Raw genomic sequence first — 14,832 nt, forward strand, 5'->3', positions numbered from 1 at the left:
CCGGCAGCTCAGTCTGCCGGTTCTGTTTTTTCTCGCGGAGGTGGTCGATGCCCTTTTTCACGGTTGACGGACAAGCACTGCACTACATTGATCAAGGCACCGGCCCGGCCGTGTTGCTGGCTGGCAGTTATCTCTGGGATCAAGCGATGTGGGCGCCGCAGATCGCCGCGCTGACCCCGCATTATCGCGTCATTGCCCTGGATTTGTGGGGGCATGGCGAGTCCGGCAAGTTACCCGAAGGCACCACATCGCTGGACGACATTGCCCGACAGTCGCAGGCCTTGCTCGATCATCTGGACATCGACCGCGTCACCCTCGTCGGGCTGTCGGTCGGCGGCATGTGGGGCACGCGCCTGGCACTGTCCGCACCGCAACGTCTCAACGGTCTGGTGCTGATGGACACCTACGTCGGTGTCGAGCCGGAACCGACCCGGCAGTATTACTTCTCGTTGTTCAAGCAGATCGAAGACAGCGGCACCATCTCCGAACAATTGCTCGACATCGTTGTGCCAATCTTCTTCCGCCCGGGCATCGACCCGCAGTCGGCGCTGTATCAGGACTTTCGCGCGAAATTGAAGGGCTATTCGCCCGAGCGTCTGCGCGAAAGCATCGTGCCGATGGGGCGCATCACGTTTGGCCGCAACGACCTGTTGCCACGCTTGGGCGAGCTGAACCCGGCGACGACGCTGGTGCTGTGCGGTGATCAGGACAAACCACGGCCACCCTCGGAAGCCCGGGAAATGGCTGAGTTGATTGATTGCCCGTGTGTGCTGGTGCCGGAGGCGGGGCATATCTCCAATCTGGAGAATCCCGGGTTTGTCACTGAGGCGCTGCTGGCGTTTCTCCGCGAGCGCAACTGACACACCGAGTGAGCTTCATTCGCGAGCAGGCTCGCTCCCACAGTTAATCGCATTCTTACTGAGGGAATGCAGTCAACTGTGGGAGCGAGCCTGCTCGCGAAAGGGCCTCTCAGGGCACAATACAATCGCGAGTGTGAAACTCATCGATAAAAGCATTTGATAAGGGAATGACGTGCAACAGTTCTGGTGGCGTGACTTCAGGGATCTTGAGGACAAGTGGGTCGGGTTGAGTATTGAGGTCAACCGTCCGAAATCAAGCAAACCGCCGCTTCATCTGCAAAGTGGCAACAACGGGCGGATGAAGTTGATGCTCAATGAAAGCCCACTCTTCTGGGCGACCATTGCCACCTCATATTACGGTGCTTGGCTGGTTCGCAATCCGCGGCCCGTTCAACTGGAATCGCCATCCGTGCCACCCATCGGTTCGGCTGACGTTCAGGAGCACTTTGAATTACCCGTCCAAGAGCGCTTCCCGCGCTGGTGTCGTTATTTCATCAACCAGTTGATGAACAATCAGGCGGACTTTCTCTATCCCGGCCACTGGGTGGCGCGCCCTTTATTACCAGCAGTTAGCCGATACAAACCCGTCGCAGGTCGGCATGGCTGGTATTTTTCCACCCCGGCCGATGCATCCAGTCATCTGCCAAACTGGTACGCGCGCGGCGAGGGCATTCTCGACAATGTGCAACCGCACACCGTGCATTGGCTTGATTGGGATTTGGGACACTTGATCGGTCTGCACACGGTGGACCCTTTTGCAGGTCGCCTCAAATGGTGGCGCAAAAAAGCCAGGGAGGGCAGCTTGCCGCCGATCCTGCTCTGGTATGTGGGCGGACTGTGTTCTTACGTGGTCATCGATGGACATTACCGATTGCAGGCCGCGCTCGATGAAGGTGTCAAACCTGATTTCATTGTCCTGAGCTCGACCAAAGCCCAGCAAATCAAACCATGCGAAGTAACGCAACAACGCGTGTTCAGTTCGTTGATGTTGCAGAACGCGAGAAACCCCAAGTTCAACGTTCACACATTCAATCAGGCGCTGATCAATACGTTTGACGACCGTCCCTGGCATTGGGCGGGGACGCACGCTTGGGCCGGTATTCCTTCAGACCAAGCGTGGTGCGCTGAGGTGACAAGCTTTCTCACGGAACAGGGAAAGACCGAGCACTTGCAGGACATTATCGAGCGGTGTGAGTACTGACAGACCCGCACCGGCCAGTGCTTGTAAAGGCTATTTCGGCCCGAGAATCTTCACCAGCTTGTCCGGCGAAGGCGCGCCTTGCTGTTGTTGCAACTCGCCTTTGTCGTCCATATAGAAAATCGCCGGGGTGGCTTGCAGTTCGAGGTCTTCCATCAACTGCATGTTCGCCGCGAGTTTGCTCTGCACGGCGACCGGAATGTCTTTCAAGGCCTTGAGGGCGCTGCTCTTACCGGCGCTCTCATGATCTTGCAGGGCCTTGGCCGGGTCTTTCGCCGCCAGCAGTGCGGCTGACTTGCCCGGGCTGTCTTCGCGGATGATGCCGACCATGATGTGGCGCAGCTGCACCTTGCCGGCCTTGACCCATGGTCGCGCCTGTTCCCAGAACATGTTGCAGTACGGGCAGTTCGGATCGCTGAACAGGTACACCGTGCGCGGTGCATCCTTGTTGCCGTCCTGAATCCAGTTGCTCGCCTCGAACTTGGCCCAGACTTCCTTGGACATCGGCGCGTAGACCAGTTTCTGCAAAGGCTCGCTGCTCAGGTCCTTGCCGTCGGCGTCGTACAGATTACCCACCACGACGTGTTTGCCGTCCGGGGTCAGGTACAGCGCCATGCCGCGATTCTGGTATTGCGCGGCGTACCCGCGCAGGCCATCGGGGGCGTCGAACTGGCCGACGATTTTCGCGCCCTTGGCTTCGATTTTTTTGATCGCTGCGGGTAGTTCTTCAGCGGCCTGCACCGACGGCAAGTGCAGTAGGGCAGTGCCCAGGGTCAGCGTCAGCAGGTGGCGGAGGCGGGGCATGGCAGTTTCCTTGCAGAGTTGGCCGGGGCAACGGCCTGATTCGGGCTTGAGGGCGAAGTGTCGAAGGTTTCCAGAGCGCGGGCCAGGCTGGCGTTCGACAGTTCACCGAGGTGACTGGTCAGCAAGCGACCGTCCGGGCTATAGAACAGCGTAGTCGGTAACGCCATGGAACCCACGGCCTGACCGAGACGGCCGCCGCGGTCGAACAGCACGTTGTTCAGGCTCAGGCCCTGGGTTTCCAGGAACGTCGCCACGCTTTGCATGCTTTCGGCCTGATTGACGAACAAGAACGTCAGATCAGGGCGCTGTTGCTGGGCATTCTCCAGTACTGGCATTTCTCGCCGGCACGGCGGGCACCAGGTCGCCCACAGGTTGATCACCAGCGGGCCGCCCTGATAGTCGCTGAGCTTGATCTTTTCCCCGGCGGCGTTGCGCAGGGCAATATCCGGCAGCCGGGTGCCCTGTTCGTAGATATTCAGCGACAGGGTGGCAAGCAGCCATAACGCCACGCCACTGACCACGCCGAAGCCCAGCGGACGGCGCAAAGCAGGCCGGCGCCAGCCGCGATACAACGCCGCCAGCAACAGCACGATGACCCCGGGCCAGGCGAGGAAACCGCCGTCACGCAGATCGATGATCTGCCACGGGTCATTGCGATAGTGCGACCAATACAGCGCGACAAACGCAATGCGCGCCGCAAGCATGCCCAGCAAGAACAGGCTGAACAGCGCCGACTCGGGGTTCTCGCCGCCGCGCTTGGCCACTCGCCAGCCGACAAACGTCGCCAGTGCCAGAGCACTGATCAGCAGCAGGTGATTGAGCGCGATGGCGAAAGTGCCGAGGGTGAACGTCAGCATCAGTTGGCGTCTCGGGTGGTGGACCAGCGTTGCAGGAAGGTCTCGGCATCGACCTCGCCGGTGATGCGCTGGCTGCGGCGTTCTTCACCGTCGGCGCCGATCCAGATGAACGTCGGCGGCCCCGGCACTTTATAACGGCTGAGCAGCTCGCGGCTGGCGGCGTTATCGGCGGTCACATCCAGGCGCAGCAGGCGCACATCGCTCAGGGCCTGCATGACCTTGGCTTCACCGAACACCTTCTTCTCCATGACCTTGCACGACACGCACCAGTCGGCGTAGTAATCGAGCAGCACCCACTGACCCTGGGCCTTGGCCGCGTCGAGTTCGCGTTGCAGGACGGCCGGTTCCTTGATTGTGCTGAAGGCATCGTGGCCCGTCGGCGCTGCGCTGGCGACAGGGCCGGCGCTGTAGACCTGCAATGGCTGATACGGATCATCGCTGCCACCCGCCGCACCGATCACCAACAAGCTGCCCCACAAACCGAGCAACAGGGACAGCGCGCCAAACATCTGTGCGACGCGGCCAAAACCTTCGGATTGTTTCCAAGCGCTGTAAGCGGCGATCAACAGCAGAGCGCCGCACAGCCCCAGCCACAACGACGGGTCCAGTACCGGGCGCAGCATCAACAATGCAGTGGCAAGAAAGAGGAAGCCGAATATGCCCTTGAGCAGATTCATCCACGCGCCGGGTTTCGGCAGGAAACGGTTGCCCACAGTGACCAGCAGCAACAGCGGCACACCGATGCCGATGCCCAGTGCAAACAGAATCAGACCGCCGTGCAACGCGTTACCGCTCTGCGCGATGTACAGCAGCGCGCCGGCCAGTGGCGCGGTCATGCACGGCCCGACCAACAGACCGGACAATGCGCCCAGCACGCCGGCGCCGATCAGGCTGCCGCCGCTGCGGCTGCGCGACGCATGTTCAAGGCGATCACGCAGGGCCACCGGCAGTTGCAGTTCGAAGAAGCCGAACATCGGCAATGCCAGCACCACGAAAATGGCGGCAAATGCGCCGAGCAACCAAGGATTCTGCAACCACGCCTGCAGGTTTGCACCGAGCAGCGCAGCAATCACGCCCATCGCCGCATAGACCAGTGCCATGCAGATCACGTAGCTGCTGGCCAAGGCAAACCCGCGCCGTGGTGTGGCGCCACTGCCGACGATCATCCCCGCCAGAATCGGCAGCATCGGCAGCGAACACGGGGTAAACGCCAACAGCAGGCCGAGTCCGAAGAACACCAGCAGACTCCAGCCCAGCGCCCGTTGTTGCAGACTGCTGGCCAAAGCCTGATCCGGGGCTTCAGCGCCCGTTACTGCTGCGGCTTTGCCACCCAGATCGATCACCCTGGTTTGCGGTGGATAACACAGACCGGCATCGGCGCAGCCCTGATAACTGACTTTGATCTGACCGCTGGCCGCCGCCGGGATTTTCACTTCAAGCCCTTGGCGATAGACCGGCTGCTCGCCGAAGAACTCATCGCTGTGGGATTCGCCTTCAGGCAACACCGGCTGCTGATCGGCGGCCAGTCCGTCGAATTTCAGGCGTTTCTGATACAGGTAGTAGCCGTCAGTGATCTGCCAGAACAGCTGGGTTTCGCCTGAATCCAGACGCTCGGAAGTCAACACGAACGCCTGGTCGACCGGCAAGAAGTCCGGTTTCGTATCGAAAGGATTGTTTCCGGCCTGAGCCAGACCGGAAACCAGTAGAGCAAACAGAAGAAAAAAATGACGCATGGAGGAGCCTTGTCCCTGTGCAAGTGGGGTGCAGGATGGGCGGCGGCGATTAACCGATAATTAACCCTATCCTACTAGGCTCGCCGGGATTGACCAATCAACCACGCAGCAGGCCGGGCCAATTGCCGTCATCAATGGTTCTGGGGCCGGCAACGAGTCGATCGGACTGAATGTTGTAAGTGAGGTACTGATTATTGGTCAGGAAGATATACCAGTAACTGTCTGCAAATGTCCGGTCATTCTGCGCCGCTGTGATTATCCGGTCCTTGTAAGGTTTCAGCGCGCCCAGCTGATATTCGCCGAAACGGTTGTACTTGACGGTCTTGGCCTTGTAGTCGAAAGACAAGTAGTGGCCGTCATCGAGGATGAATCGAAACAGGAAAGGGTAGCCGGTCAGTTGAAACCAGGTGCCAGCGATGATCTTGTCAAAATATGGAAGAATCGGCTTCCACACCGAGTCGGCTACCTTGTAGAAGCCGGCAACTTTATCGCTGTCCTGATCGTATTTGCAGACCATCGGAGTTGTTCCGTCATAAAAGAAAAGCCAGGCAATATCCTCGTCACTTTCGGCGTTCCAGCCGAAGGAAGTGGTAGTCAAGCCAAAGCGCAGATCTTTGGTATACGGGGCGAAGTTGTCCCAGTTGCCTGCCGTGGCGGCTGGATAATTGGACGGGACACTATTATCGCCAATATCAAATCGCGTATAGGTATCGGTGTCCTTGAAGAAAAAATAAATTCGATCAGGGCCGGAGCGCCAGTCTATGGCAACAAAGTTATTCAAGTTGGTCATGTTTAAAAGTCCATTTAAGTTTGGGGTTGAAGTTGCCAGTTGAAACTAGATGAAGTTGCGTTGGCGATAAAGGCTGGAATTGTTTCTGAATGGATAGCGGGGTAATAAAGTTTGCTAGGCGTGCTCGCGTCGGTTGCTGGGCTGCGACAATCTGACTGCATTCTTGTGCAGCTTTGCGAAGTCGACGTGTGCCGCCATAATTGCCCCTTAATCCTTGCATGCTTTACTCGCCTTTTTTATTTCCGGAGCCCCTATGCACGTACTGGTTTGCGAAGACGATGAGCTGATCGCCAGCGGCATCGTCGCCGGACTCAAGGCTCAGGGTCTGACCGTCGAGCACGTCAACACCGCGTCCAAGGCGCGGGCGATGCTCAAGGTCGCCGAATTCGATGTGATGGTGCTCGATCTCGGCCTGCCGGACGAAGATGGCCTCAAGTTGCTGCAACAGTTGCGGCAGAGCGGCCTGGAAATTCCGGTTCTCATCCTAACTGCCCGTGACTCGGTGACCGATCGTGTCGATGGTCTGCAGGCCGGCGCCGACGACTATCTGCTCAAGCCTTTCGACCTGCGCGAACTGTTCGCTCGCCTGCAAACCCTGTTGCGCCGCGTGGCCGGGCGCAGTGTCAATCTGATTGAGCACGGCGCGCTGACCTACGACCCGAGCAGCCGCGAAACCCGTCTGGCCGGGCAACCGGTGGACCTGTCGCGCCGTGAGCAGTCGCTGTTGCAGGCGCTGCTGCACAATCGCGGCCGGGTGCTGTCCACCGAGCAACTGAAGGACAGCGTCTACGGCTTCAACGACGAACTGGAAAGCAACGCGCTGAACGTGCATATCCATCATCTGCGCAGCAAGCTTGGCAAAGGCATCGTCGAAACCGTGCGTGGTCTGGGCTATCGCCTCGGCCCCGCCGATGGCGGAGAGCAAGGCAAGTGATGAGTCTGCGCCTGCGCCTGAGCCTGACGCTCGGCGCCGCCTTCGCGTTGATCTGGGCGCTGGCGGCGGCGTGGATGCTCAGCGACCTGCGCAATCAGATGATGTTTTCCCTCGACCAGCGTCTGGTGGCCTCGGCGCGCATGGTCGCCGGTTTGCTCGAGCAATTGCCGACGCTGCCGAGCAAGGGCGAGGGCACCCATTTCAGCGCAGAACAGCTGAATATTCCCGGTGGCATGGCTTGTCAGGTCAGCTCGTTGCGCGGCGAGATTCTCGCGCGAAGCCATAACAACCCCGAGCAAGCGCTGGAAGCGGAAAAAATGGGCTTCCACGATCAAATGATCGACGGCGCACCGTGGCGCAGTTTCACCCTGGCCCGGGGCGATGTGCGCATCACTACGGCGGATAGGCAAATCGAACGCGAAGCCTTGAACATGTCGATTCTGCTCGCTGCTTCGGTGCCGGTCGGCGTGGCCTTGCTGGGTTGCCTGTGCCTGCTGTGGCTGGGCATCGGTCAGGGTCTGGCGCCACTCAATCGACTGCGCGAGGCGCTGATGCGGCGCAATGCCGACTCTCTTGAACCATTGCAGTTGCAGGCGTTTCCCAGCGAATTGAAGCCGTTGCTGGAAACTCAGAATCAGTTGTTTCAACGCATCGGCAAGACCATCGAACGTGAACGTCGTCTGACCGGCGACGCCGCGCATGAGCTGCGCAGTCCGCTGACGGCGATCAAGACCCACCTGCAAGTCGCGCGCATGACCGACGGCAGTGCCCGCGATCAGTCGCTCGCGCGCGCCGAGGAGGGCGCCGATCGCTTGCATCGCACCCTTGAGCAATTGCTGTTACTGGCGCGGGTCGAAGGCAGTCTGTCGTTTGATGACGGCTCGCAATGCAGCGCCGAACAAGTGGCCAGACTGGCGATCCAGGACGCCACCGGCGGCGAGCGGCTGCGGATCAAGCTGCACGTGCCGGACGACCTGCCCGCCGCGCCGCTGCAAATGCCTGCGGTGCTGGCGATTGCTGCATTGCGCAACCTGCTCGACAACGCCCTGCGCCACACGTCAGAAGATTGTGCGGTCGAGGTTAGCCTGGAGAGCATCGGCAATCGTGTGCGTTTTGTCGTGCGCGACCATGGTCCGGGCATTGCGCCGGATGACTTGCAGCATCTGACTCAGCGCTTCTGGCGCAACGGGCAGAGCACCGGTTGCGGGCTGGGTCTGGCGATTGTCCAGGCGATTGTTCAGCGCTGTGATTGTGCCCTGCATTTCGACAGCCGCCCGGACGGCTTGCGGGTCGAACTGACCATGCCGTTGCAACCGCTCTGATCTCACCTCGGATCCTCTGTGGGAGCGAGCCTGCTCGCGAATGCGGTAAGTCATTCAACATCGACGTTGACTGGTCCGACGCTTTCGCGAGCAGGCTCGCTCCCACAAAAAAAACATGTTCTGGCACATCAAATGTAACTTCTCGGCGTTCGCTATTCGCCAGGGGCGGGGCTAAGGTCAACGCAGCTTTGACTCAAAGGATTGAGGGAACTGCGCCATGGAAGCACCCGTCTGCGTTCGTTCGGCCACTCTGGCCGACACCGGCATCATCAACCGTATTGTCGAGCGCTCGATCCGTATCGGATGTGCTCTCGATCACCGCAACCATCCACTTCTCGTCAGCGACTGGCTCAACCGCTCCTCCGCCGATTTCATCGGTAGCCGGCTCGCCGACCCACACTTCTATCTCTGTATCGCTTCGTTCGAAGACAAACCGGTCGGTGTCGGCATGGCCCGGGTCAGTGGCGAAATCCTGCTGTGTTACGTCCAGCCTGAATCCTTTCGTCGCGGCGTCGGCCGGGCGCTGATGCACAATCTCGAGGGTTGGTTGCGCATTCGTGGTGTGCAGCATGTGCACCTCAACAGCACCCGCACCGCCGAGGCGTTCTATCGGCACCTGGGTTACCAACAGGCAGCGCCACCCGGCCTCTCCACCGGCGTGCAGACCCTGCCGCTGCACAAACCTTTGTCCTCACCGGCCTGACAACTCGATCAAGGGTGTAAATCCGTGCCGCGCTGAAGCGTTTCCAGAACAGGAAAACCTGCAAGTGCGCCCCGCGACCGGAACGCGCACCTGTCGGTGTGCTGTTCTGGTCACTATCCATAGCGAATTGAGGGGTCGAGAGATGTCAGTCGCCACCAGTCTTATCGAAGCGTCGTCGGCCCGGGTCGCCTCGGCGCCAGCGGAGACGTTGTACGAATTCAACGAATCACCGTTACTGGCGCGCCAGAGTCGTCAGGAGTCCAACGCGCGCAGCTATCCTCGGCGTATTCCGCTGGCGCTCAAGCGTGCCAAGGGCCTGTATGTCGAGGATGTCGAAGGGCGTACCTTCATCGACTGCCTGGCTGGGGCCGGCACGTTGGCGCTGGGGCATAACCACCCGGTGGTAATCGAGGCGATCCAGCAAGTGCTCGCCGATGAGTTGCCGCTGCACACCCTCGACCTGACCACGCCGGTCAAGGATCAATTCGTCCAGGATCTGTTCGGACTGCTGCCGACGGAGCTGGCGGCGCAGGCGAAAATCCAGTTCTGCGGCCCGACCGGCACCGACGCCGTGGAAGCCGCGCTGAAACTGGTGCGCACCGCAACCGGACGCAGCACCGTGCTGTCATTTTCCGGCGGTTATCACGGCATGAGTCAGGGTGCGTTGAGCCTGATGGGCAGCCTGGGGCCGAAAAAACCACTGGGTGCCTTGCTCAGCAATGGCGTGCAGTTCATGCCGTTCCCCTACGACTACCGTTGCCCGTTCGGCCTCGGCGGCGCGGCGGGCGTCAACGCCAATCTGAGCTACCTGGAAAACCTGCTCAACGATCCCGAGGCTGGCGTGCAATTGCCGGCGGCGGTGATCGTCGAAGCGGTGCAGGGCGAGGGCGGGGTGATTCCGGCCGATATCGAGTGGTTGCGTGGCTTGCGCCGAATTACCGAAAGGGCCGGGGTGGCGCTGATCGTTGATGAGATCCAGAGCGGGTTCGCCCGCACCGGCAAGATGTTTGCCTTTGAACATGCGGGCATCGTTCCGGATGTGGTGGTGTTGTCCAAAGCCATCGGTGGCAGCCTGCCCTTGGCGGTGGTGGTGTACCGCGACTGGCTCGACACCTGGCAACCGGGCGCCCACGCCGGCACGTTCCGTGGCAATCAGATGGCCATGGCCGCCGGTTCAGCGGTGATGCGCTATCTGGTGGAGCACAAGGTTTGCGAGCACGCCGCCGCCATGGGTGATCGACTCAGCGAGCATCTGCACATCCTGCAACGCGACTTCCCGCAGCTGGGCGATATTCGTGGTCGCGGCCTGATGCTCGGCGTTGAACTGGTCGACCCGAACGGCGCGCCCGATGCGCTCGGTCACCCACCGGCATTTGCACGTCTGGCGCCACTGGTCCAGCGTGAATGCCTCAAGCGTGGCCTGATTCTGGAACTGGGCGGCCGCCATGGCGCGGTGGTGCGCTTCCTGCCGCCGCTGGTGATCACTGCCGCGGAAATCGATCGGGTGGCCGAGATCTTTGGTCGCGCATTGGCCGCTGCCGCCGCCACGCTGTAAATTTTTCCGCGCGGCGAACGTTCTTTCTACATACCCCGGCTGCATCCGTTGTGCGGCCGACCTTACAACGATGGAGAACCAGCATGACGTCAGTATTCGACCGCGAGGACATCCTCTTTCAGGTCGTGGTCAACCACGAAGAGCAATATTCGATCTGGCCCGATTACAAAGCTGTGCCGCAAGGCTGGCGTACCGTGGGCAAGAGCGGCCTGAAAAAGGAATGCCTGGCCTACATCGAAGAAGTCTGGACCGACATGCGTCCGTTGAGCCTGCGTCAGAAGATGGATGCGCAAGTCGCGGCGCAATAAGCGACCGGGCATAAAAAACCCGCTGGACCAGTGAGGGTCAGCGGGTTTTTTCATGTCTGGAGAGTGACGTTGTGGGTGCGGGCCTCTTCGCGAGCAGGCTCGCTCCCACAGGGGATCGCATTTCAACTGTGGGAGCGAGCCTGCTCGCGAAGAACGATTACGCGGACTTACTGAAACTACGCTCCGCTCAACCCCTTGAGCAACAAATCCACATTCCCCTCCAGCTCCGCCAGCGGATCCGCCGCATCGGTACTCAACACCACCAGGCGGCTGCCGGATTCGGCAATCGCCGCTTTCACCGGCTCCGCTGGCTGGCGATGGTGCAGCACCACCGCCACGTCATTGTCCTTGAGCGTCGCTGTCAGCTTCTTTAATTCATCTGGCGTCCACTCGGCATCAGGCCGTGCGTCCTGTCCAGCCAGTTCAAGGTTGAGGCTGCCAATCAGATAGCCGAAGTGATCGCTCAAGCTCATCACACTCAGGTTGTCCGCCTCGGCCAGGCGCGCTTCGGTGTCTGCGCTGAGTTTCAGCAGACGCTGTTTCAACGCCGCCAGGTTGGCTTCGATCGCAGGCTTGGCGCTCGGCGCCAGGCGCACGAGGTCCGCGGCCATCACATCGGCCATGCGCCCCATATTGTTGCTCGCCAGCCATGGCTGACTGTTCAGGCCATCAACCAGCAGGCCCGGTTGCACGGCAATGCCGGGCAGCGCGCCGTCGACCGGGCGCGCAGCGTCGACTTCGACGATACGAATATTGCTGCGCCGCGCGATCGGGTACAGCGGATCATCGGCCCACAGTGAGCGCAGACCAATCACCGCGTCCGCGTCAGTGGCCAGTTTGCTCAGCGTCGGAGCGCCACGGCCGGTGAAATACGCAGTCTGACGGCTACCCGGAAGGTTGGCCGGCGCCGCGCGTTCGAGTTTGACGTCGGTACCCTTGAGCAATGCTTCGCCCAATCCATAGGTGATCGGTAACGAGGCCAGGACGCGCAAGGGTTTCGCGCTTTCAGCCGCCAGCAGCGGGGTGCAGACCACGCCACACAGGGCCATGGCCAGAGTCAGGTTACGCAGTGAAAAAGCCATTTATCCAAGATTCCCTTTCAGGCTGGGGACGACGCCGCGCGCGATGGCGGCGAGGGCGAAAGCGATGCCGGCGACCAGAATGATCGCAGCGCCGGACGGAATCGGCAGGTCAAAGACGATCGGCGCGAGAATCCCGCACAGCGTACTGACGGTAGCGATCAGCACCGAACACCAGAAAAATCCTTTGAGCGACTGGCTAAGCAAGCGCGCCGCTGCCGCCGGAATCACCAGCAAGGCACCGACCAGAATCGCGCCAATCACCTTCACGGCGGCGACGGTGATCAGGGTCACCAGAATCACGAACAGGTAATCCAGGGTCTTGACCGCTACGCCACGCACCGCCGCCAGTTGCGGATTGAAACTGGCGAGCATGATGCGGTTGTACAGCGGCAGGGCGAGGGCCATGACCAGCGAACCGACGATCGCCAGCACCGCCAGATCATTGCCGTTGACGGTCAATACCGAACCGAACAACACGTTTTCCAGAATGTGCACGTTGATCTTGCCGGCGAGAATCAGCAGCAGGCTCGCGCCCAGTGCCAGCGACACCGAGAGAAACACACCGATCAGCGTATCCGGCGCCAGCCCGGTGCGGTTGCGCAGGTAATTGAGCAGGATGCCGAACAGCAGGCAGTAGCCGAACAGGCTGCCGTACGGGCCGGTGTAGGGTTCGCCGAGCAGAATGCCGATGGCGACACCGGTCAACGCGGCATGGCCGACTGCTTCGGAAAAGAATGCAAAGCGCTTGACCACCACCAGCGTGCCGAGCCCACCGAGCACGGGGCCGATCAGCAGGCCGGCGAGCAGGGCGTTGACGACAAAACCGTAGGCCAGCGCTTCCGGCAGATAACCGGAAGACGCCCAACCCTGGACCATCAAACGAAAGGCTTCGTAACTCATCAGACCGCGCTCCGTGGATGGGTGGAAAACAGCGTCAGCAGACGCTCCGGAGTCAGTGCCTGTTGCGGTGTGGCATCGAACAGCACGCGGCGGTTGAGACCGGTGACCCGATCGGCCAGCCGACCCACCGCTTCCAGATCATGCTCGATCCACAGCACGGTGATGCCCGCCGCGCGCCAGTCAGTGAGCAGACGTTCGAACACCTGGATCCCGGCCTCATCGAGGGCCGACATCGGCTCGTCGAGCACCAGCAATTGCGGTGCCGGGATCAAGCCCTGCGCGAGCAGTACCCGCTGCCGCTCACCACCGGACAGCGCGCCCATGCGCCGCTTGCGCTTGTCCTGCATGCCGACGCGCTCCAGTGCCTCGCCGATGGCACCGGCGTAGTGTTTGCTCAAACCGAGAAAGGCCGGACGGCGTTGACACATGGCGGCCATGAAATCGTCGACGGTCATCGGCAAGCCGCGATCGAACTCCAGCGCCTGCGGAACGTAACCAATGGTGCCGGGCTCGCCGTGCCAGTGCAGGCTGAGCCGGCCCTGATGCGGCATCTGCCCGAGCAGGGTCTTGATCAGCGAACTCTTGCCACCACCATTGGGGCCGACCAGCGCATGCACGCTGCCGGGCTGCACCTGGAAAGTGACCTTGTCGAGAATCGTCGTGCGCCCCAAGGTCAGGCTGATATCCGCAAACTCCAGCGCCGGCCCGGTTATCCCCTGTGGGAGCGAGCCTGCTCGCGAATGCGGTGTGTCATTCAACGAAGATGTTGCCTGATCCGGCGCCTTCGCGAGCAGGCTCGCTCCCACCGGGTTATTGGTGTTGTCAGGGATCAGGGTTTCTTTCGACGTCATGCCCCTGACTCCTGAATCGCCCGAACCACGGTGTTGAGGTTGCCGGTCATTTCCTTTTCGTACTTGTCGGCGGTGTATTCGCCGTAGGAAATGTGCGACAGCGGGTACAGCTTCACCCCGGATTCGCGCTGGATGGTGTCGACGTAGCTGGACGGGAAATCCATTTCCGAGAAAATCACTTTCACGTCGAGCTCGCGCAGCTGGTCGATGGTCTTTTTCAGCTGACTTGGGCTTGGCTCGATGCCGTGGGCGGGCTCGACCACGGCCGTCACTTCCAGACCGAATTCACGCAACAGATAGTCGTAAGCCGCATGCACCGTGGCCACGCGCAGTTCTGCGTTCGGTGCCTGGGTCAGTTTGGCCAAAGCGTCGGCGCGCATCTGCCGCAGGCGTTTGCCATAGGCACGCGCGTTCTGGGTGTAGGTCTTGGCGTTGTCCGGATCGATCTTGCCCAGCTCGCGGGCGATGTTGTTGACCTGGGCGATGGAGGCGCTGATCGACAGGAACGTGTGCGGATTGACCACTTTGCCAGCGCCGCGCGCAGCGACACCGGTGGCCGCCAGCAACGGCACATTCTCGTTGGCTTCGATGGTTTTGACATTGGGCGTTTCGCTGGCGGCGATCATCCGGTCGGCGAAGTCGTCATGGCCGACGCCATTGAGCACGATCACGTCCAGCCCGCTGATGCGCTTGATGTCTTCAGCTCGAGGCTCGTAGGCGTGCGGATTGAACCCAGCAGGAATCAGCGGCACCACTTCGGCCTTGTCGCCGACGATGTTGGCGACGTAGCTGTAATACGGATGCAGAGTGATGCCGATACGCAGGCGTTTGCCTTGCTCGGCGCTGGCCAGCGGGCTCAGCAGGCAGGCGCACAGGCCAAGCAGAAACAGGCGTAACAATGGACGGCGAGGAGATGAAATGGACATGGGCAAGCA

General features: G+C 60.8%; 15 protein-coding genes. 7 read left to right on the forward strand and 8 right to left on the reverse strand.

Translation table 11 applies throughout. The features are described 5' to 3' along the window. The first annotated feature begins 47 nt into the window (after window positions 1-47). The gene (locus ASG55_RS17275; protein WP_056788552.1) at window positions 48-860 is read left to right on the forward strand and encodes an alpha/beta fold hydrolase; all 813 of its coding nucleotides are present in this window, start codon (window positions 48-50) and stop codon (window positions 858-860) included. Window positions 861-1,032: 172 nt separating this feature from the next. Further along, the gene (locus ASG55_RS17280) at window positions 1,033-2,061 is read left to right on the forward strand and encodes a ParB/Srx family N-terminal domain-containing protein (RefSeq protein ID WP_056788554.1); all 1,029 of its coding nucleotides are present in this window, start codon (window positions 1,033-1,035) and stop codon (window positions 2,059-2,061) included. 30 nt (window positions 2,062-2,091) lie between these two features. Here ASG55_RS17280 and dsbG read toward each other — a convergent pair whose 3' ends face one another. The 4 genes from dsbG to ASG55_RS17300 all read right to left on the reverse strand — a co-directional run bounded on the left by dsbG (window position 2,092) and on the right by ASG55_RS17300 (window position 6,242). After that, window positions 2,092-2,862: a thiol:disulfide interchange protein DsbG gene (dsbG, locus tag ASG55_RS17285; RefSeq protein ID WP_056788557.1), complete on the reverse strand. Its 771-nt coding sequence runs from the start codon at window positions 2,860-2,862 to the stop codon at window positions 2,092-2,094. Further along, the gene (locus ASG55_RS17290; RefSeq protein WP_056788560.1) at window positions 2,838-3,719 is read right to left on the reverse strand and encodes a TlpA disulfide reductase family protein; all 882 of its coding nucleotides are present in this window, start codon (window positions 3,717-3,719) and stop codon (window positions 2,838-2,840) included. Before ASG55_RS17290 ends, dsbG begins: the two co-directional genes overlap by 25 nt. Then, complete coding sequence (dsbD, locus tag ASG55_RS17295; protein WP_056788562.1) at window positions 3,719-5,452, reverse strand: protein-disulfide reductase DsbD; 1,734 nt, start codon at window positions 5,450-5,452, stop codon at window positions 3,719-3,721. The genes ASG55_RS17290 and dsbD overlap by 1 nt, the downstream gene beginning before the upstream one ends. 97 nt (window positions 5,453-5,549) lie before the next feature. After that, the gene (locus tag ASG55_RS17300; RefSeq protein ID WP_056788565.1) at window positions 5,550-6,242 is read right to left on the reverse strand and encodes a hypothetical protein; all 693 of its coding nucleotides are present in this window, start codon (window positions 6,240-6,242) and stop codon (window positions 5,550-5,552) included. Between the two features lie 253 nt (window positions 6,243-6,495). Here ASG55_RS17300 and ASG55_RS17305 point away from each other — a divergent pair, with 253 nt between their 5' ends. The 5 genes from ASG55_RS17305 (at window position 6,496) to ASG55_RS17325 (ending at window position 11,064) form a co-directional block, all read left to right on the forward strand. Continuing rightward, entirely contained in the window at window positions 6,496-7,176 is a 681-nt protein-coding gene (locus ASG55_RS17305; protein WP_016770812.1) for a response regulator, read from the forward strand. Next, window positions 7,176-8,498, forward strand: a complete 1,323-nt coding sequence (locus ASG55_RS17310) for an ATP-binding protein (RefSeq protein WP_056788566.1) — start codon at window positions 7,176-7,178, stop codon at window positions 8,496-8,498. The genes ASG55_RS17305 and ASG55_RS17310 overlap by 1 nt, the downstream gene beginning before the upstream one ends. Before the next feature lie 217 nt (window positions 8,499-8,715). Next, on the forward strand, window positions 8,716-9,201 hold the full coding sequence (locus ASG55_RS17315) for a GNAT family N-acetyltransferase (RefSeq protein ID WP_056788569.1): 486 nt from the start codon (window positions 8,716-8,718) through the stop codon (window positions 9,199-9,201). Between the two features lie 142 nt (window positions 9,202-9,343). After that, complete coding sequence (locus tag ASG55_RS17320) at window positions 9,344-10,756, forward strand: aspartate aminotransferase family protein (RefSeq protein ID WP_056788570.1); 1,413 nt, start codon at window positions 9,344-9,346, stop codon at window positions 10,754-10,756. 83 nt (window positions 10,757-10,839) lie between these two features. Beyond that, window positions 10,840-11,064, forward strand: coding sequence for an MbtH family protein (locus tag ASG55_RS17325; RefSeq protein ID WP_016770808.1), 225 nt, complete (start codon window positions 10,840-10,842; stop codon window positions 11,062-11,064). A 176-nt stretch (window positions 11,065-11,240) separates the two neighbouring features. On the opposite strand, the gene ASG55_RS17330 is transcribed toward ASG55_RS17325, so the two are convergent. The 4 genes from ASG55_RS17330 to ASG55_RS17345 are packed head-to-tail and all read right to left on the reverse strand — an operon-like array spanning window position 11,241 to window position 14,823. After that, window positions 11,241-12,146 carry a metal ABC transporter substrate-binding protein gene (locus tag ASG55_RS17330; protein ID WP_056788574.1) on the reverse strand — a complete coding sequence of 302 codons (906 nt, stop codon included), beginning with the start codon at window positions 12,144-12,146 and terminating at the stop codon, window positions 11,241-11,243. After that, window positions 12,147-13,046 carry a metal ABC transporter permease gene (locus tag ASG55_RS17335; protein WP_007917717.1) on the reverse strand — a complete coding sequence of 300 codons (900 nt, stop codon included), beginning with the start codon at window positions 13,044-13,046 and terminating at the stop codon, window positions 12,147-12,149. It lies immediately after the preceding gene. Next, entirely contained in the window at window positions 13,046-13,897 is an 852-nt protein-coding gene (locus ASG55_RS17340) for a metal ABC transporter ATP-binding protein (protein WP_056788577.1), read from the reverse strand. Before ASG55_RS17340 ends, ASG55_RS17335 begins: the two co-directional genes overlap by 1 nt. Next, window positions 13,894-14,823, reverse strand: coding sequence for a metal ABC transporter substrate-binding protein (locus tag ASG55_RS17345; RefSeq protein ID WP_056788579.1), 930 nt, complete (start codon window positions 14,821-14,823; stop codon window positions 13,894-13,896). The genes ASG55_RS17340 and ASG55_RS17345 overlap by 4 nt, the downstream gene beginning before the upstream one ends. Window positions 14,824-14,832 lie beyond the last annotated feature (9 nt).

This window comes from Pseudomonas sp. Leaf434, from assembly GCF_001425545.1.
Classification (GTDB): Bacteria; Pseudomonadota; Gammaproteobacteria; order Pseudomonadales; family Pseudomonadaceae; genus Aquipseudomonas; species Aquipseudomonas siliginis.

Excerpts from the sequence above, each read along its gene's own strand:
- ASG55_RS17290 (WP_056788560.1), bottom strand. The coding sequence starts at position 3,719 with ATGCTGACGTTCACCCTCGGCACTTTCGCCATCGCGCTCAATCACCTG.
- ASG55_RS17345 (WP_056788579.1), bottom strand. The coding sequence starts at position 14,823 with ATGTCCATTTCATCTCCTCGCCGTCCATTGTTACGCCTGTTTCTGCTT.
- ASG55_RS17310 (WP_056788566.1), top strand. The coding sequence starts at position 7,176 with ATGAGTCTGCGCCTGCGCCTGAGCCTGACGCTCGGCGCCGCCTTCGCG.
- ASG55_RS17275 (WP_056788552.1), top strand. The coding sequence starts at position 48 with ATGCCCTTTTTCACGGTTGACGGACAAGCACTGCACTACATTGATCAA.
- ASG55_RS17330 (WP_056788574.1), bottom strand. The coding sequence starts at position 12,146 with ATGGCTTTTTCACTGCGTAACCTGACTCTGGCCATGGCCCTGTGTGGC.
- ASG55_RS17335 (WP_007917717.1), bottom strand. The coding sequence starts at position 13,046 with ATGAGTTACGAAGCCTTTCGTTTGATGGTCCAGGGTTGGGCGTCTTCC.
- ASG55_RS17340 (WP_056788577.1), bottom strand. The coding sequence starts at position 13,897 with ATGACGTCGAAAGAAACCCTGATCCCTGACAACACCAATAACCCGGTG.
- ASG55_RS17305 (WP_016770812.1), top strand. The coding sequence starts at position 6,496 with ATGCACGTACTGGTTTGCGAAGACGATGAGCTGATCGCCAGCGGCATC.
- ASG55_RS17320 (WP_056788570.1), top strand. The coding sequence starts at position 9,344 with ATGTCAGTCGCCACCAGTCTTATCGAAGCGTCGTCGGCCCGGGTCGCC.
- ASG55_RS17315 (WP_056788569.1), top strand. The coding sequence starts at position 8,716 with ATGGAAGCACCCGTCTGCGTTCGTTCGGCCACTCTGGCCGACACCGGC.
- dsbG (WP_056788557.1), bottom strand. The coding sequence starts at position 2,862 with ATGCCCCGCCTCCGCCACCTGCTGACGCTGACCCTGGGCACTGCCCTA.
- dsbD (WP_056788562.1), bottom strand. The coding sequence starts at position 5,452 with ATGCGTCATTTTTTTCTTCTGTTTGCTCTACTGGTTTCCGGTCTGGCT.
- ASG55_RS17325 (WP_016770808.1), top strand. The coding sequence starts at position 10,840 with ATGACGTCAGTATTCGACCGCGAGGACATCCTCTTTCAGGTCGTGGTC.
- ASG55_RS17300 (WP_056788565.1), bottom strand. The coding sequence starts at position 6,242 with ATGACCAACTTGAATAACTTTGTTGCCATAGACTGGCGCTCCGGCCCT.